The organism is Pseudomonas sp. YH-1, from assembly GCF_051990045.1.
Lineage (GTDB): Bacteria > Pseudomonadota > Gammaproteobacteria > Pseudomonadales > Pseudomonadaceae > Pseudomonas > Pseudomonas nicosulfuronedens.
Map to the genome: position 1 here is coordinate 265,586 of NZ_CP178184.1, position 15,349 is coordinate 280,934.

A 15,349-nucleotide genomic window follows, 5' to 3' on the forward strand; every position below is an offset into this window, starting at 1 on the left:
GCCATGCGCACCGTCCAACTGACCAGCCTGCTGCTCCTGTCCGCCGCACTCTCCGCCTGCGGCCTGGGCGAGACTGCCGCCACCGCGGCCACCACCGCCAACCTGCAGGCCCAGCAGGCACAACAGGCCCAACAGCAGATGCAGCAGCTCAAGCAGCAGGTCGATGCGGCCAATGTGCAGAACCAGCAGCGGCTGGACGACGCAATCAAAGCCAGCGAGTAAAAGCGGCAGCGATCACAGCACGCAGATTTCTTGAACGTCCGCGCGCTCAGGTGGCTCAAACTTGAGCGAGTGAGTTGCTCAACCAAGGAGAACACCATGTACAAGCGATCACTGCTGGCGCTGTTCGTACTGGCCTCGGTGGCGGGCTGCGCTTCCACCAAGGTGCAGAACCCGGTCAACTACATCACCTTCCGCGACCAGCCGCTGGTGCGCAACGTCGAGAAGGGGATGAGCCAGGAAGAAGTCCTGAAGGTCGGCGGCACGCCGTCCTCCACGCAGAAACGCCTGATGAAGCCGGGCAGCTGCAACAGCTACATTCTCAGCAAGGACGGGCAGCAACAGCCTTTCTACGTGAGTTTCGACGGCAGTGGCCGGGTGGATGGGTCGGGCTTCATGACCTGTTCCGAACTCGACCGCCACGAGCGTGATGCCCAGCCGTGACGGTGCTCCCGGTGTGACCACAAGGCCCTCGCCCATCGGCGGGGGCCTTTTCATTCGGCAACCTTTCCTGGCAGAGCGCCACGGTCACGGACACCGGGGATGTTCCCACCACTCGGTGGCCGTCTATCATCCGAGCAGCGACCTCAGGAGCCGACCATGAAATACCGCATCATCGAATTGCCCGCCTTCGAAGTGGTGGGCATGGACTACCGTGGCAGCACGCAGGACGACAGTATCGGCCAGCTGTGGCAACGCTTCCTGCCACGCGAGCAGGAAGTCGCGGCCAGCGCGACGGACAAGACCGCCTATGGCGTCTGCACTCAACTGCCGGGCGGCGAGTTCCACTACATCGCCGGCCTGCCGGTGGCGCCCGGCGCCGCCATTCCCGAGGGCATGGTGAGCTTCCAGGTACCAGCGCAGAAGTACGCGGTGTTCACCCACATCGGCCCGGTCACCGCCATCGCCGACAGCTTCCAGGCCATCTATTCCAGCCTGCTGTCGCGCCACGGCCTGGAGCCGAAGAAAGGCGTGGACCTTGAGCGTTACACCGAGCGTTTCCTTGGCCCGGAAGACCCGGCTTCGGAAACCGACCTCTACGTACCGATCTATTAGCGAACACCGACCCGGCCTTTCGTAGGAGCGAGCTTGCTCGCTCCTACAGGGCCACCCACCTTTTACTTGCGCTTGGCGGGCGCCGGCGCCTTCGACGGCTGCTTCATCTGCTGCAACAGCGCAGCACACTGGTTGTCGTCCTGCTTGCTCGGCGCGATCAACGCCAGCAGCGCCGCCGCCGGAGCCACCGCCACGCCAAGGGCGACCATCCCCGCACCGCGAGCAGCCAGCGGCAGCACATGCACACCCGCCTTCGGGTTCTTGAAGGTGCCTTGCACGTAGAGCGGCGAGCGCAGGGAGAAGATACGCACACCCTTGCTCTGCGGAGTGATGTCCAGGTCCAGCTGCTCGGTGGCGAAGTTGGCCGTGCCGTCCACCGTGATGATCGCGTTCTCGGTATCGAAGGCGAACACCCTTGGCTTGGCCAGACCGTTGGTGATGCCCACGTCGGCAGCCGCGCAGTTGATCTTCACCTCGTCGTCACCGAACAGTTTATTCACCACGTAGTTGCCCACGTTGAGTCCAGCGATTTCCATCAGGCTGCGGCTGATGCGCCCGTCGTTGATCAGAAGCTTCATCTCGCCGTTGGCGCCCGCCAGGATGGCCGCCACCGAATTGCCGGTGCCGCTGATGGCCGCGTCGCCATTCAGCTCACCAAAGCTGGACTGCATCGGCGCAAAGCTGGGGAACAGTTCCTTGAGCTTGAAGCTGCGCGCCTGCAACTGGACCTTGCTCTGCAGCGGCGTCTTGCCGCCATCCAGACGGATGTGCGAGTCCAGCGTGCCGCCGGCCACGCCGAAGCGCAGCGGCTCCAGGGTCAGCAGGCCGTCGTTGAGCACCAGGTGGGTATAGAGGTCGCTGATCGGCAGCTTGTCGCTGTGCACGATGCGCTTGCCGGTGAATTCCACGTCGGCGTCCATGGCGCGCCAGCGGTCGGTGCGGAACTCCTCCACCGGCAACACCTTGTCCGCCGGCTGGCGGGTGCTCTGGCCGCGCGCCTGCTTCTCCTTGTTGGAGTCGGCGCCGATCAGCGGACCGAGGTCGGCCATGCGCAGCTGGTCCGAGCGCAGCTTGCCCGACAGCTTGGGCCGCGGCTGGCGATTGACGAACACCAGGTCGCCATGCAGATCGCTGTCACCGACCTTGCCGTTGAAATTCTCGTAGTGGAATTGCGCGCCGGCGGAATCGTGCAACTCGGCTTTCAGGCGGCCGTCGGTCTCGTAGGCCGGCGTATCGGGCAGGGTCACGCCGGTCAGCGGAAACAGGTTGGCCATGCTGGTGCCGGCCAGTTTCAGGCGCAGGTCCAGCGCACCGAGGTTCAGCGGGTCGACCAGGGTGCCGACGATGTTCGCACGAGTGCTGCCGGCGGAAACCTCGGCCTGCACCGGGAAGGGCTTGGCGGCATCCTGCAGGGCGAGCATGCCGCCAACCTTGCCCGAGCCATTGAGCGGCAGCCCTTTGTACTGGCCCTTGAGCTTCCAGCCGAACACGTAGTCCTGGGTCTCGGCCTTGTCGCCGCCGGCCAGTGCCTTGCCCGCCAGCTCGCCGAACGGCACCGGTTTGCCGAGTGGGTCCACCAGCAGCTCCAGGCGGGTCTTCAGGCGCTGGTCGTCGAGGGTGACGCTGCCCTTGTCGAAGCCGATCTCGCCGATATCCAGCTTCCAGGGCGACGGCTCGGCCGGGGCGCCGGGGTCCTCTTCCTGCTTCGGCAGCTCGAAGGTCCAGCTCGCACGACCATCGGCCAGGCGCAGCAGGTCGGCGCTGGGGCGGGTGAGGACGATCTGCGGGATGTTCACGGTTTGCCACAGCAGCGGCAACGGTGCGAGGCGGAACTCGACTTTTTCCAGGCTCGCAAAGTTGGGCGAGCGCGTCTTGCCGGCCGCCCAGTCGGGGTTGCCCAGGGTGATGTCGGCGGCGCTGAAGTGCGGCCACGGTACATAGGCGCGCCAGCCGCCCTCGGCCGGTTCCGTGCGCCAGAACACCTGCAGGTCGCCATTGATGGCGAAGGGGCGCCCCAGCTCGGCCGACACCTTCTCGTTGATGGTCGGCTTCACCCGGTTCCAGTCGAAGGTGGCAATGAACACCACCAGTGCGGCGATCACCGCGATGAACCCCGTGAAGCTCCAGAGGCAGATTCGTTTCCCGCGCGTCATACCTGAACTCCCTGCTGGCCGCGTCGGTGGAAGCAGCGACGTCCCCACGCCGCTGCCGGTCATCATCGGCCGCCTGAGCATGCCGGGCCGGCATTCTCCCTTGGCCTGTCGTCTTGGACCAGCATAGCGAGCCAATGGCTCCCACAATCTGCTCGGCGATTCGGCTCAGCGGCCCTGTCGGGCAAAAAAAACAAACTTTCCCGGCAGCCCGCGACTCACACCCTTGTGACCCGAACCGTGCCGCGCACCACCGCAGCGCCGGCCCGCCACAAGGCCCACCGTCAAGGAGACAACCGATGAACCAGGCACACCTGACCGACGTCCAGACCCTGCGCCAGAGGGCGCGCCAGAACATCGAAGACGGCGCAGTGACCGAGGGCTACCATGCCGACCGCAAGACCGTACTGCGCCTGCTTAACGAGTCGCTGGCGACCGAACTGGTCTGCTACCTGCGCTACAAGCGCCACTACTTCATGGCTACCGGGCTGAAGGCCAGCGTGGCCGCCGCCGAGTTCCTCGAGCACGCCACCCAGGAGTTGCAGCATGCCGACCTGCTGGCCGAGCGCATCATGCAACTGGGCGGCGAGCCGGACTTCAATCCCAACGGGCTGACCGAGCGCTCACACGCGGAGTACGTAGCTGGCGCCAACCTGCGCGAGATGATCACCGAGAACCTGGTGGCCGAACGCATCGCGGTCGACAGCTACCGCGAGATCGTCGTCTACCTGGGCGACGACGACCCGACCACGCGCCGCCTGTTCGAGGAGATCCTCGCCCAGGAGGAAGAGCACGCCGACGACATGGCAGATCTGCTCCAGGACCTCAGGTAACCCCTCCGCATCGTCCTCATCGATGCCCGGCTTCGGCCGGGCATCATGCCAGCGCTTCCTCCCTCCTGCCGAAAACCCGCATTCCAGAGCCTTCCAGCTCAATCTGCTCGATAATTACATCTATTATTTAGATACTACCAATCACGCCAATATCGCCCATCGAAGACGTTGATAGAAGTCAATTTTTAAAATTAACTTACTGATTTTAAACATACTATCTAACAATCATCGGCATCGATAGCGACTATCTACCGGCTTCGTTTTTCAATCGATAATCCAGAACAGATACTGAGTCCGTGTCCAACGAACTCCCCACTCTTTCTGGAGCCGCATCATGAAACGCACCCTCGTACTTGGCTTTGCCCTCTCCGTACTTGCTGCCAATGCCGCTTTCGCCGGCTCCCAGCAGGAATCCCCTGTGATCAATGCCAGCCAGACCCAGGTTCTGGTTCAGGAAGGCGCCGAACGCAGCCTGGGTCAGCAGCAGAAACTGCTGGACGCGGCCAAGGCCCGTATCGCCGAAAACGGCTCCAGCCAGTCGGTCGATCGCCTGATCCAGAAAATGAACGTGGCCGAGAATGGTTCCAGCCAGACCGTCGACCGCCTGCACAAGCAACTGGGCGTCGCTGAAAACGGCTCGAGCAAAACCGTCGACCGTCTGCACGACGAGATGAGCGTCGCTGAAAACGGTTCAAGCCAGTCGGTTGACCGCCTGCACCGGGAAATGAACGTCGCCGAAAACGGCTCCAGCCAGACCGTCGACCGCCTGCACAAGGAACTGGGCGTCGCTGAAAACGGCTCGAGCAAAACCATCGACCGTCTGCACGACGAGATGAGCGTTGCCGAAAACGGTTCGAGCAAGTCGGTTGACCGTCTGCACCAGGCAATGAACGTCGCCGAAAATGGCTCCAGCCAGACCGTCGATCGCCTGCACAAGCAACTGGGTGTCGCTGAAAACGGTTCGAGCAAAACCATCGACCGTCTGCATGAAGAGATGAGCGTTGCCGAAAACGGCTCCGAGCACACCATCGACCAACTGCACAGCAACATGGTGGCCGAATCGGGTGGCGACACCGTCTTCGATGCTCACTTGAAGGCATGAAGCTCCAGGCAGTACACCGCAAGGTGAGAGAAAAGCCCGGCCCCGCCGGGCTTTCTTATCGCTGGAAACCCGTGAAGTCCCGCCATCGATAACAGGCCAGCCGTGTTTTGTAACAGCTTCTTGCCTGAAACCTCCTGAAACACGCCTCTGAACACCGCTCTAGAGCGGTTTTCGTCGTTCCATCATTGACGGCGATAGTTGAAATTAGCCGGCTAAATAATCGACAACACTGATGCTCTGTATCACGCAGCATCGTTTTTAAATCGATTTATCCGAAGGGAAAATAACCCTGTAGCCAAAACATATCGCCCCCCCTTCGGAGCCGCACAACATGAAAACCAAGATCGCCCTCAGCCTTGCACTGACTTCCCTGATGACCGCCAGCGCCGTCTTCGCCGCCCCGGCCATCCTCAACAACGGCCCGCGCAGCACCCATCAACTGCAGCAGCAGAGCGCCGAACCTCGCGTATCCGCCAATGGCTCCGAACGCACCATCGATCGCCTGCACAAGCAAATGGGTGAAGCTCGCGTAGCCGATAGCGGCTCCGAACGCACCATCGACCGCCTGCACAAGCAAATGGATGACGCCCGCGTCGCCGACAACGGTTCCGAGCGCACCATCGACCGCCTGCACAAGCAAATGGACGATGCCCGCGTTGCCGACAACGGTTCCGAGCGCACCATCGACCGCCTGCACAAGCAGATGGATGACGTCCGCGTTGCCGAGAACGGCTCCGAGCACACCATCGACAAGCTGCACAGCAACATGGTTGCCGAGTCTGGTGGTGACACCGTGTTCGATGCCCACCTGAAGCGTGTTTCCTGATCGGCGTGAAATACGCCGAACAGGCGAAAGAAAAGCCCGGCATCTGCCGGGCTTTCTCATTTCTGCGCTAGCGCAAGGGGATCAGCTCTTCGTCTCGCCAGCGTCCGGCTCGCCATCGGAGCGGCCAATGCTCGCCGGCGCTTCCACCACCAGCTCTTCCGGCACTTCCTCGACACGCGGGTCCAGCGCCGCCGCCATCGGGCTGACGGTGTCGGGCATGGCCACGTGGTGCAACGGCGCCTCGTCGACGCGGTGCACACCGGTGACGCGCTTGGGCTGCACCCATAAGATCAGGATCAGCGCATAGGCCGACACCAGCATGTAGAACATGCCCGGGCCGAAGTGACGCATCATCGCGCCGGCAAGCAGCGGGCCGATACAGGCGCCAACGCCGTAGGTCGTCAGCAGCATCGCCGACAGCGCCACCCGGCGCGATTGCTCGACATGGTCGTTGCCCAGGGCCACGGCCAGCGGATAGAGGGTGAACAGCAGCATGCCGGTGACGAAACCGTTCGCCAGCAGCAGCGTGTAGGGCAGCTCGACCAGCCCCCACATCGGCACCGCCGCCAGGCACAGCAGCAACGCGTTGGCGCGAATCAACCAACTGCGGTTGACCCGGTCGGACAACCAACCCAGCGGCCATTGCGCGCAGAAGCCGGCGACGATGCACATGCCGACGAAGAGGCTCGACTGCGCGGTGTCCAGGCCGTTGCGCGCCGCGTACACCGGCGCCAGGCCGTAAAAGGCACCGACCATCAGGCCGGCGACGAAGATGGTGCCCAGCGACTGCGGCACACGCTTCCAGAAGAATCCGATCTCCAACGGCGCCGCCACCAGCTTGGCCGGGTGGACGCGGCGAGTCAGCGCCAGCGGGATCAGGCAGGACGAGAAGCAGATGGCGACCAGCAGCAGCGGCTTGTAATCCAGCACCGGGCTCAGCGCCAGCAGGCCCTGGCCGACCACCAGGCCGGCGTCCACCGCCACCATGTAGCCGGCGAATACCTTGCCGCGCTGGTGCCCTTCCGCCTGCTCGTTGAGCCAGCTCTCGATCACCATGTACTGGTTCATCATCACTGCGCCCATCACGAAGCGCAGGAAGATCCACACCTCCAGCTGCGAGACCAGCGCGTGGATCAGCACGATCACCGTGGCCATGCCGGCGCAGGCCACGTAGGAACGGATGTGGCCGAAGCCGGCGATCAGCTTGTGGCCGAACTTGCCGCCACAGACCAGGCCGAAGTAATAAGCCGCCATCAGGCCGCCGACCCACAGGTCACTGACGCCTTCCTGGGTCAGGCGCAGGCCCATGTAGGTGGTGAACAGGCCGGAGCCGGCGAGCATCAGCAGTGTGGCGGTATAGAGCGCAGGAAAGGTGACGAGCGGGCTGAACATGGCGAGTCCGGCAGGCAGATGAGAAAGGTGGGGTGTAACGGCAAGGTTAGCCGTCCGCACATCGGACAGCGGTCGCGCGGCAAAGATCACATGGTTTGCGGCAGGTGCGCATTATGGCCGTCGGCCAGCGCGCCGGCTATCGGACCGACGCCGGTTCGGTTGCCGGAAACCATCCCCGCTGGCACGCGTCCAACCCAGTACGTATCCGGAGAATCACCATGCTGCTCCAGGATCTGAAACCCTTCCTGCTCTACTGCACCCTGATCAACTACGCCATCCTGCTGGTCTGGTTCGCCGCCTTCGTCCTCGCCCACGACTTTGTCTATCGCTTGCATTCGCGCTGGTTCGCGCTGCCGGTGGAGAGGTTCGATGCGCTGCATTACGGCGGCATGGCCGTCTACAAGATCGGTGTGCTGCTGCTCAATCTGGCGCCACTACTGGCGCTGTGCATGCTTTCCTGAATCGATGTGCCGCGGGTAGCGACATCATGACCGCCGATCGGAAAGCAACTTGTTGAAATTTATTGGAAATACTCAGGTCGTAGGGTGCACGCAGTTTTCAGGAGATCACCCACGTGCACCACGCAACCCGCAGCCTGCGAAAGACTCTCGACGCCGTCGCCACCAACAACGAGGCCACGGCCTTGGAAGTCATGCGGGCAGTCGAACAGGTCCAGGATGACCTGCTCCGACAGAAGCTGCTCAAGTCCATTCACCACCTCAACCAGGACGCCGCCGACCTGCGCGCCCTGCGTGAGGACATCGCCTCGCCGATGACCCGCCGCGCCTGATCCGCCTCAGGCGCTGGCCGGCACCGTTGGTCGACGGTGCACCCAGATGCGCTTGAGCACCGTGGCGAATTGCGCCGACAGACGGCCGCTGTTGTAGGTCTGGCCGTAGCGCGCAGCAATCGCCTGCACGTCCCTCGACAGCTGCGCATAACGGCGCGCCGGCAGGTCCGGATAGAGGTGGTGCTCGATCTGGTGACTGAGGTTGCCGGTGAGGATATGGAACAGCGGGCCACCTTCCAGGTTGCTCGACCCACGCAGCTGGCGCAGGTACCAGTGGCCGCGTGTCTCGCCCTGCAGCACCTCGGGCGGGAATACCGCCGCCTTCTCGGTGAAGTGGCCGCAGAAGATCACGGTGAAGGTCCACAGGTTGCGCATCAGGTTGGCGATGACGTTGCCCAGCAGCACCGCGCCGAACGCGCCGGTGAACAGGCCAAGCAGCGGGAATACCAGGTAATCCTTCACCCACTGGCGACCCACCTTGGCGTTGAACTGGCGCAGCAGCGGGCGCAACTCCTCCTTGCTCATCCGCCCCTTCACGTACTTGTCCAGGCGCAGGTGCTGCACCGCCACGGCGTACTGGAACAGCAGCGCCTGAAGGGTCACCCAGATCGGTTGCCAGCGGTAGAACGGCTTCCACTTCTGCTCGGGGAACAGCCGCACCACGCCGTAGCCCACGTCATCGTCCATGCCCAGCACGTTGGTGTAGGTGTGGTGCACGTGGTTGTGCGTGTGCCGCCAGAAGTCAGAGGGACCGACGATGTCCCACTCGTAGCTGCGTCCGGAGAATTCCGGGTCGTTCATCCAGTCGTACTGGCCATGCATGACGTTATGGCCCAGTTCCATGTTCTCCAGGATCTTGCCCAGCCCGAGCAGGAAGGTGCCCAGCAGCCAGGTCGGGGGGAACCAGCCAGCCATCAGCAGCACGCGGCCGCTCCAGCAGCAGAAGCGCACCGCCGCGCGGATGCGGCGGATGTAGCGGGCGTCGTTCTCGCCCAGGTCATGCAGGGTGCGCTGGCGCAGGGCGTCCAGTTCTGCACCGAAGGCTGCCAGCTCGGCAGCGCTGAGGTCGCGGTCTTCACGCATGGCGATGGCTTCCCGATTATTCAGAGATCGACAGTCAGGTCGCCCTGGGGCGCGCTGACACAAATGCGGATGGGCTGGCCGGGCTCGTTGAATAGCTCTCCGCTGCGCAGGTCGCGCACGCAGCCGCTGACCAGCGTGCAGGTGCAACTGGTGCAGACGCCCTGGCGGCAGCCATGCACCGGCCGCAAGCCATGGGACTCGGCTTGCTCCAGCAGGCTGCGGCGGCTGTCACCAGCCACCTGCCGAGCGCTGCGGGCGAAGCGCAGATTCACCGTTCTTGCCGGTTCGTGGTCGTCCCAGGCCGGCGGGCTGAAGCTTTCCACCTGCAGACTTCGGCTACTCGCACCCAGCACCTGACGCACGGTTTCGACGAAACCGCCGGGGCCGCAAGCGAGCACGTGACGGCCCTCCAGGTCGGCCACGTGAGCGCGCTGGAAACGTCCGGACAACTCGCCGTCCTGCGCGGTATCGCCGCTCAGCGCCCAGCGCAGTTCGAGATTGGGGTATTGCCGCGCCAGCGCTTCCAGCCCGACGACGAAGGCCTTCTGGCCACGCTCGCGGACGTAATGCAGCAGCGTCACCGGGCCGCTGTAACCGCGCGCCAGCGCCTCGCGCAGCAGGCCGAGCAAGGGCGTCAGGCCACTGCCGGCGGCCAGCAGCAGCACGCCCTGGCCATCCGCCGGCCAGCTCAGGTCGCCGTCCGGCTGGCCCAGTTCCAGCACTTCACCGACACACAGTTGCTGCAGCAGGAAGGAAGAAATCCGCCCGCCCGGCTGCAGCTTCACCGCGAACTCCAGGCAGCCGTCCTCGGCGATACGGGTCAGGCTGTAGCTGCGGCTGTGGCGCACACCATCGCGCTCGACGAACAGTTGCAGGTGCTGGCCAGGCCGCGCACCGCGCCAGTGCGCATTGGGCCGCAGGCGCAGTTCGAGCATGTCGTCGGCCACCCACTGCCGCGCCTCGACCCTCGCGAACACCCGGCGCAGCGACCAACCGGGGTTGCAGGCGCGCAGCACAGCATCGACATCCGACTCGCGCAGCCACTGGCCGCGCACCAGAGCGCGAAGCGGAGACAGTAGCGGCGAGATGAAGCGCAGGCCGGCGAAGGGAAGCAGGGACATGATGGAACACCAAAACAGTAAACACGTGTTCACTTAAAATCTCACGAGGAGACGTTTTCAGTCAACACTCGTTCACTATTTGCCGCAGGAACTTCCCCTGCACCGACCGGCATTTGTTAGAGTGCCTGCGCCCTCGCCCTGGATAGCACTGCCGTATGGCCACTCCCCGCGCCGAACAGAAACAACAGACCCGCCTGGCCCTGATGGACGCCGCGCGCAGCCTGATGGACAGCGGCCGCGGCTTCGGCAGCCTGAGCCTGCGGGAAGTGGCGAAGACTGCTGGGATCGTGCCGGCAGGCTTCTACCGGCACTTCACCGACATGGACCAGCTCGGCCTCGCCCTGGTGGCCGATGTCGACGAAACCTTCCGCGAGACCCTGCGCGTGGTGCGCCGCAACGAGTTCGAGCTGGGCGGCGTGATCGAGGCCTCCGTACGCATCTTCCTCGACGCCGTCACCGCCAACCGCACCCAGTTTCTCTTCCTCGCCCGCGAGCAGTACGGCGGCTCACACCCGATCCGCCAGGCCGTGGGCGCCCTGCGCCAGCGCATCACCGACGATCTCGCTGCGGACCTGGCGCTGCTCAACAAGCTGCCGCACCTCACCGCCCAGGACATCGACGTGATCGCCGACCTGGTGGTGAAGACGGTGTTCGCCACCCTGCCCGAGCTGATCGACCCGCTGGCGGACAGCCTGCCGACGCACCTCTCGCCCCAGGCCAAGATCACCCAGCAGCTGCGCTTCATCATGATCGGCGCCAAGCACTGGACCGGGATCGGTTCGCGGCCCTGACTCCCATAGATGGGTATCGCTTCGCTCCACACCATCCTACGAAAGCGCCACCGGCCATCTCGCCCCTCGATGGTGCGCACCGTTTTCGTGCGCACCAATGTTGCGCGCACGCACCATTCCTGATCGTTCGGACAACGCCGCCAGGCCGCGCCAGCGCTAGCTGAGGCCGACGCTGGCAAGCCCCTTGCTGTAGCACCGCCATTGCTACTGCCGGACACTGCCATGCTGGTCATCCATCAACGCATCGAACCCCGCGAACACTGGGACGCCGAGCTGCGCCTGAACTACGAGGCACGCAGCAAGAGCCGTCTGCGCTGCTTCAGCGCCAGCGGTGAAGACGTCGGCCTGTTCCTCGAACGTGGCCAGTCGCCGCTGGCCGATGGCGAGTACCTGCTGGCCAACGATGGCCGCGTGGTGCGTGTCTGTGCGGCGCCGGAAAAACTGCTTCACGTCACCTGCGCCAACGCCCGTGAGCTGAACCGCGCGGCCTACCACCTGGGCAATCGCCACGTCGCCCTGCAAGTCGGCGAAGGCTGGCTGCGCCTGCTCGACGACTACGTGCTCAAGGCCATGCTCGACCAACTCGGCGCCAGGGTGGAGGCCATCGAAGCGCCCTTCCAGCCTGAGCACGGCGCCTACGGCGGCGGCCATCACCACTCGCATCACGGCGAGGAAGAATTCAACTACGCACCGAAACTGCATCAATTCGGGGTTCGTTTGTGATGTTTCGGCGCGGGGCTTTTCCCCTCACCCCAGCCCTGGCTGCGCGCCCCGCTCCAAGGGAGAGGGGGCAGATTGGCGTGCATTGGCAGGCCGTCGCTCATGGCTGAGCCGTCCAGCCTCTGGGCGCTGCTGCGCCTGGCCAGCCCGCAGTTGCCTATCGGCGGCTACAGCTACTCGCAAGGGCTGGAAAGCGCCATCGACCAGGGCCAGGTGAAGGATGCCGACGGCGCCCGCACCTGGCTCGTCGACCAGCTGCATCTCAACCTCGCGCGCTTCGAAGCCCCCCTGCTGGCCGAATTGCTGCGCGCCGCACAGAGCGCCGACTGGGACGCCCTGCGCGATGCCGCCGAGCGCCATCGCGCCAGCCGCGAAACCCGCGAGCTGGGCCTGGAGAACCGGCAGATGGGCTTCTCCCTCGGCCAGTTGCTCGAAGCCCTGCCCGAGCTGGACGAGCCCGCACGCCAGTGGCTCGCCGAGCAGGTCGAACCCTCCTTCGCCGCCGCCTGGGCACTGGCCGCGCGCGCCTGGGGGCTTTCCCCGGAGCAGGCCCTCGGCGCCTGGCTGTGGAGCTGGCTGGAGAATCAGTTGGCAGTGCTGATGAAGACCCTGCCGCTGGGCCAGCTGGCCGCGCAGAAGCTCACCTCGCAACTGCTCCCCGACCTCGACGCTGCTTGCCGGGCCGCGCTCGAGAACGATCCCCACGGCGGCGCGCCCTTCGGTCTCGCGCTGGCCTGCATGACCCACGAAACCCAATACAGCCGTCTGTTCCGCTCCTAGGAGAACTGCCATGAACTCTCAACCTCTTCGCGTCGGCATCGGCGGCCCGGTGGGCTCCGGCAAGACCGCCCTGACCCTGGCGCTGTGCCGCGCCCTGCGCCAGCGCTACAACATCGCCGTGGTCACCAACGACATCTACACCCAGGAGGACGCGCAGTTCCTGGTGCGCAATGAGGCGCTGGAGCCGGAGCGGATCATCGGCGTGGAAACCGGCGGCTGCCCGCACACGGCGATCCGCGAGGATGCCTCGATCAACCTGGAAGCCGTGGACCAGCTCAACCGCCGCTTCCCCGGCCTGGACCTGATCCTGGTGGAATCCGGCGGCGACAACCTCTCGGCCACCTTCAGCCCCGAGCTGTCGGACCTGACGCTCTACGTGATCGACGTTTCCGCCGGCGACAAGATCCCGCGCAAGGGTGGACCGGGCATCTGCAAGTCCGACCTGCTGGTAATCAACAAGATCGACCTCGCCCCGCTGGTGGGCGCCTCGCTGGAAGTGATGGACCAGGATGCCTCGCGCATGCGCGGCGACAAGCCCTTCGTGTTCAGCAACCAGAAGACCGGCCAGGGCCTGGCCGAAATCATCACCTTCATCGAACGCCAGGGTCTGCTGAGCGCAGCCTGAACAGCCCCACAGACCAAGGAATGACCATGACCCTGCGTAAAGCCCTCTACAGCCTGGCGCTGTTCCTCACCCCGGCGGTGGCCTTCGCTCATCCGGGCCACGGCGACCACGGCCTGATCGCCGGCATCGCCCATCCCATCACCGGCCTCGACCATCTCCTGGCGATGCTTGCCGTCGGCCTCTGGGCTGCCCAACAGCAAGGCGCAGCACGCCTGGCGCTGCCCTGCACCTTCGTCGGCGTCATGCTGGTCGGTGGGTTACTTGGCTTCGAAGGGATGCAGATTCCGCTCATGGAGACCGGCATCGCCGCTTCGGTACTGGCGCTGGGTCTGTGCGTGGCGCTGGCGGTGCGTCCGCCGCTGGCAGTGGCGATGGGTATCACGGCGCTGTTCGCCCTCGCCCACGGCGTGGCCCACGGGCTGGAGCTGCCGGACCTGAGCAGCCCGTGGCTGTATGCCACCGGCTTCGTCGGCGCGACTGCCGCGCTGCATACGGCGGGTTACGGTCTGGTTCGCGTGCTGCCGCAGGCCGCGGCGCCGCTGGTGCGTTTCGCCGGCCTGGCCTCGGCAGGCGCCGGTGCCTGGCTGCTCGCCGGCTGATGCTTTACCTGTAGGAGCGAGCTTGCTCGCGAACAGCCTCGCAGCGGGGCTGGTTCGCGAGCAAGCTCGCTCCTACAAGATCAAGAGCCCCTCACCCTAGCCCTCTCCCGGAGGGAGAGGGGACGGTCTGGAGCAGATTGAAACCACGCCATCAGCCGGCACGATCGGCCCTCTCTCCCGGAGGGAGCGGGAACGCTCTGAGCAGGTTGAAACCACGCCATCAGCTGGCACGAACGGCCCCCTCCCCCTCTGGGAGAGGGCTGGGGTGAGGGGGAAACCTCCGCACGGAATCAGCCCTTGCGATGCACCGAGAACCCCGCCCACGCCTGGCTCACCGGCATGATTTCCAGGGTATTGATGTTGATGTGCGGCGGCTGGTTCATGATCCAGTGGATGGTCTCGGCGATGTCGGTGGACTGGATCGGCTCGGCGCCGGCGTAGGTCTTGTCGTACTTCGCCTGATCACCGCCGAAGCGCACCAGGGAGAACTCGCTCTCGCACATGCCCGGCTCCAGGTTGGTGACGCGCACGCCGGTGCCCTGCAGGTCGCAGCGCAGGTTCAGCGAGAACTGCTCGACGAAGGCCTTGGTGGCGCCGTACACATGGCCGCCCGGATAGGGCCAGTGGCCCGCGACCGAGCCCAGGTTGAGGATGCTCGCGCCGGGGCCGTGAGCAATCAGGCGCGGCAGCAACAGGCGGGTGGCGTACATCAGGCCCTTGATGTTGGTGTCCACCATGGTGTCCCAGTCATCCAGCTCGCACTCCTGCGCCGGGTCGGTGCCCAGGGCGAGGCCGGCGTTGTTGATCAGGCCACGCAGCTTGGCGAACTTCTCCGGCAGACCGTCCACGGCGGCGGTCATCGCCGCACGATCGCGCACGTCGAGTACCAGAGGCAGCACGTCGGTCTCGGTGGAAAGCTCCTGGGCCAGCGCGTTGAGGCGCTCCTCGCGACGGCCAGTGATCACCAGCGACCAGCCATCACGGGCGAAACGCCGGGCACAGGCCTCGCCGAAGCCGGAGGTGGCGCCGGTAATGAACAGAGTGGGAGTGGTCATCGCAGAAGTCCTCTTGCTGGGCGCCGCCGTCACCGGTACCTGCCGGGCAATCGTGCCGCGCGCGTTCTTGTCGGTCGACCGAGCATAACAGCCTGAACCCGCCGCGTTGCGTTACAGCCAAGCTGGATAAAACCCGAACAGACGCCTGAAAGCCCCATGGCTACGGGCCTGCCGCGAGTTGCACCCACCTTGTCCACAGGCTGCTCC

General features: G+C 64.9%; 17 protein-coding genes and 1 pseudogene. 13 read left to right on the forward strand and 5 right to left on the reverse strand.

Annotated features, from left to right (window positions below; translation table 11 throughout):
- Positions 1 to 3 precede the first annotated feature (3 nt).
- The 3 genes from ACKI1H_RS01260 (at position 4) to ACKI1H_RS01270 (ending at position 1,275) form a co-directional block, all read left to right on the forward strand.
- Complete coding sequence (locus ACKI1H_RS01260) at positions 4 to 222, forward strand: hypothetical protein (protein WP_138525781.1); 219 nt, start codon at positions 4 to 6, stop codon at positions 220 to 222.
- Between the two features lie 96 nt (positions 223 to 318).
- A complete protein-coding gene (gene osmE / locus ACKI1H_RS01265) occupies positions 319 to 663 on the forward strand; it encodes an osmotically-inducible lipoprotein OsmE (protein WP_138525780.1) in 345 nt (114 codons plus the stop codon).
- Between the two features lie 156 nt (positions 664 to 819).
- Complete coding sequence (locus tag ACKI1H_RS01270) at positions 820 to 1,275, forward strand: GyrI-like domain-containing protein (RefSeq protein ID WP_440467446.1); 456 nt, start codon at positions 820 to 822, stop codon at positions 1,273 to 1,275.
- Positions 1,276 to 1,337: 62 nt separating this feature from the next.
- Here ACKI1H_RS01270 and ACKI1H_RS01275 read toward each other — a convergent pair whose 3' ends face one another.
- Positions 1,338 to 3,428 carry an AsmA family protein gene (locus ACKI1H_RS01275; RefSeq protein ID WP_138525778.1) on the reverse strand — a complete coding sequence of 697 codons (2,091 nt, stop codon included), beginning with the start codon at positions 3,426 to 3,428 and terminating at the stop codon, positions 1,338 to 1,340.
- 296 nt (positions 3,429 to 3,724) lie between these two features.
- On the opposite strand from ACKI1H_RS01275, the gene ACKI1H_RS01280 reads away from it, so the two are divergent.
- From ACKI1H_RS01280 to ACKI1H_RS01290, 3 genes and pseudogenes are all read left to right on the forward strand, one after another.
- Complete coding sequence (locus tag ACKI1H_RS01280; protein WP_440467447.1) at positions 3,725 to 4,258, forward strand: ferritin-like domain-containing protein; 534 nt, start codon at positions 3,725 to 3,727, stop codon at positions 4,256 to 4,258.
- Positions 4,259 to 4,592: 334 nt separating this feature from the next.
- On the forward strand, positions 4,593 to 5,360 hold the full coding sequence (locus ACKI1H_RS01285) for a hypothetical protein (protein ID WP_440467448.1): 768 nt from the start codon (positions 4,593 to 4,595) through the stop codon (positions 5,358 to 5,360).
- A 331-nt stretch (positions 5,361 to 5,691) separates the two neighbouring features.
- Positions 5,692 to 6,066, forward strand: a pseudogene (locus tag ACKI1H_RS01290) (phage infection protein); the annotation flags it as partial.
- A gap of 201 nt (positions 6,067 to 6,267) precedes the next feature.
- On the opposite strand, the gene ACKI1H_RS01295 reads toward ACKI1H_RS01290, so the two are convergent.
- On the reverse strand, positions 6,268 to 7,578 hold the full coding sequence (locus ACKI1H_RS01295; RefSeq protein WP_440467449.1) for an MFS transporter: 1,311 nt from the start codon (positions 7,576 to 7,578) through the stop codon (positions 6,268 to 6,270).
- 218 nt (positions 7,579 to 7,796) lie between these two features.
- Here ACKI1H_RS01295 and ACKI1H_RS01300 point away from each other — a divergent pair, with 218 nt between their 5' ends.
- Together ACKI1H_RS01300 and ACKI1H_RS01305 are read left to right on the forward strand one after the other, a co-directional pair.
- The gene (locus tag ACKI1H_RS01300; RefSeq protein ID WP_440467450.1) at positions 7,797 to 8,039 is read left to right on the forward strand and encodes a DUF6868 family protein; all 243 of its coding nucleotides are present in this window, start codon (positions 7,797 to 7,799) and stop codon (positions 8,037 to 8,039) included.
- A 113-nt stretch (positions 8,040 to 8,152) separates the two neighbouring features.
- Positions 8,153 to 8,368 carry a hypothetical protein gene (locus ACKI1H_RS01305; RefSeq protein WP_138524215.1) on the forward strand — a complete coding sequence of 72 codons (216 nt, stop codon included), beginning with the start codon at positions 8,153 to 8,155 and terminating at the stop codon, positions 8,366 to 8,368.
- Between the two features lie 6 nt (positions 8,369 to 8,374).
- On the opposite strand, the gene ACKI1H_RS01310 is transcribed toward ACKI1H_RS01305, so the two are convergent.
- Both ACKI1H_RS01310 and ACKI1H_RS01315 read right to left on the reverse strand, forming a co-directional pair.
- Positions 8,375 to 9,451: a fatty acid desaturase family protein gene (locus ACKI1H_RS01310; RefSeq protein WP_440467451.1), complete on the reverse strand. Its 1,077-nt coding sequence runs from the start codon at positions 9,449 to 9,451 to the stop codon at positions 8,375 to 8,377.
- Positions 9,452 to 9,471: 20 nt separating this feature from the next.
- Entirely contained in the window at positions 9,472 to 10,572 is a 1,101-nt protein-coding gene (locus ACKI1H_RS01315) for a ferredoxin reductase (RefSeq protein ID WP_440467452.1), read from the reverse strand.
- A gap of 155 nt (positions 10,573 to 10,727) precedes the next feature.
- Between ACKI1H_RS01315 and ACKI1H_RS01320 the strand changes: the two genes are divergently transcribed.
- The 5 genes from ACKI1H_RS01320 (at position 10,728) to ACKI1H_RS01340 (ending at position 14,087) form a co-directional block, all read left to right on the forward strand.
- Complete coding sequence (locus tag ACKI1H_RS01320; protein ID WP_138524211.1) at positions 10,728 to 11,363, forward strand: TetR family transcriptional regulator; 636 nt, start codon at positions 10,728 to 10,730, stop codon at positions 11,361 to 11,363.
- Between the two features lie 222 nt (positions 11,364 to 11,585).
- Positions 11,586 to 12,086 (forward strand): urease accessory protein UreE, encoded by a 501-nt coding sequence (ureE, locus tag ACKI1H_RS01325; RefSeq protein ID WP_440467453.1) that lies wholly within the window; start codon positions 11,586 to 11,588, stop codon positions 12,084 to 12,086.
- 99 nt (positions 12,087 to 12,185) lie between these two features.
- Positions 12,186 to 12,863: an urease accessory protein UreF gene (locus tag ACKI1H_RS01330; protein ID WP_440467454.1), complete on the forward strand. Its 678-nt coding sequence runs from the start codon at positions 12,186 to 12,188 to the stop codon at positions 12,861 to 12,863.
- Positions 12,864 to 12,873: 10 nt separating this feature from the next.
- Positions 12,874 to 13,488, forward strand: coding sequence for an urease accessory protein UreG (ureG, locus tag ACKI1H_RS01335; protein WP_045216312.1), 615 nt, complete (start codon positions 12,874 to 12,876; stop codon positions 13,486 to 13,488).
- A gap of 26 nt (positions 13,489 to 13,514) precedes the next feature.
- Positions 13,515 to 14,087, forward strand: a complete 573-nt coding sequence (locus tag ACKI1H_RS01340) for a HupE/UreJ family protein (protein ID WP_440467455.1) — start codon at positions 13,515 to 13,517, stop codon at positions 14,085 to 14,087.
- A gap of 290 nt (positions 14,088 to 14,377) precedes the next feature.
- On the opposite strand, the gene ACKI1H_RS01345 is transcribed toward ACKI1H_RS01340, so the two are convergent.
- On the reverse strand, positions 14,378 to 15,142 hold the full coding sequence (locus ACKI1H_RS01345) for an SDR family oxidoreductase (RefSeq protein WP_440467456.1): 765 nt from the start codon (positions 15,140 to 15,142) through the stop codon (positions 14,378 to 14,380).
- Between the last annotated feature and the right edge of the window lie 207 nt (positions 15,143 to 15,349).

Bases quoted from the DNA above. Each gene is read 5' to 3' on its own strand.
- ACKI1H_RS01320 (WP_138524211.1), top strand. From the start codon at position 10,728: ATGGCCACTCCCCGCGCCGAACAGAAACAACAGACCCGCCTGGCCCTG.
- ACKI1H_RS01340 (WP_440467455.1), top strand. From the start codon at position 13,515: ATGACCCTGCGTAAAGCCCTCTACAGCCTGGCGCTGTTCCTCACCCCG.
- ureE (WP_440467453.1), top strand. From the start codon at position 11,586: ATGCTGGTCATCCATCAACGCATCGAACCCCGCGAACACTGGGACGCC.
- ACKI1H_RS01285 (WP_440467448.1), top strand. From the start codon at position 4,593: ATGAAACGCACCCTCGTACTTGGCTTTGCCCTCTCCGTACTTGCTGCC.
- ACKI1H_RS01345 (WP_440467456.1), bottom strand. From the start codon at position 15,142: ATGACCACTCCCACTCTGTTCATTACCGGCGCCACCTCCGGCTTCGGC.
- ACKI1H_RS01280 (WP_440467447.1), top strand. From the start codon at position 3,725: ATGAACCAGGCACACCTGACCGACGTCCAGACCCTGCGCCAGAGGGCG.
- ACKI1H_RS01295 (WP_440467449.1), bottom strand. From the start codon at position 7,578: ATGTTCAGCCCGCTCGTCACCTTTCCTGCGCTCTATACCGCCACACTG.
- ACKI1H_RS01315 (WP_440467452.1), bottom strand. From the start codon at position 10,572: ATGTCCCTGCTTCCCTTCGCCGGCCTGCGCTTCATCTCGCCGCTACTG.
- osmE (WP_138525780.1), top strand. From the start codon at position 319: ATGTACAAGCGATCACTGCTGGCGCTGTTCGTACTGGCCTCGGTGGCG.
- ACKI1H_RS01270 (WP_440467446.1), top strand. From the start codon at position 820: ATGAAATACCGCATCATCGAATTGCCCGCCTTCGAAGTGGTGGGCATG.
- ACKI1H_RS01275 (WP_138525778.1), bottom strand. From the start codon at position 3,428: ATGACGCGCGGGAAACGAATCTGCCTCTGGAGCTTCACGGGGTTCATC.
- ACKI1H_RS01330 (WP_440467454.1), top strand. From the start codon at position 12,186: ATGGCTGAGCCGTCCAGCCTCTGGGCGCTGCTGCGCCTGGCCAGCCCG.
- ACKI1H_RS01310 (WP_440467451.1), bottom strand. From the start codon at position 9,451: ATGCGTGAAGACCGCGACCTCAGCGCTGCCGAGCTGGCAGCCTTCGGT.
- ureG (WP_045216312.1), top strand. From the start codon at position 12,874: ATGAACTCTCAACCTCTTCGCGTCGGCATCGGCGGCCCGGTGGGCTCC.
- ACKI1H_RS01300 (WP_440467450.1), top strand. From the start codon at position 7,797: ATGCTGCTCCAGGATCTGAAACCCTTCCTGCTCTACTGCACCCTGATC.
- ACKI1H_RS01260 (WP_138525781.1), top strand. From the start codon at position 4: ATGCGCACCGTCCAACTGACCAGCCTGCTGCTCCTGTCCGCCGCACTC.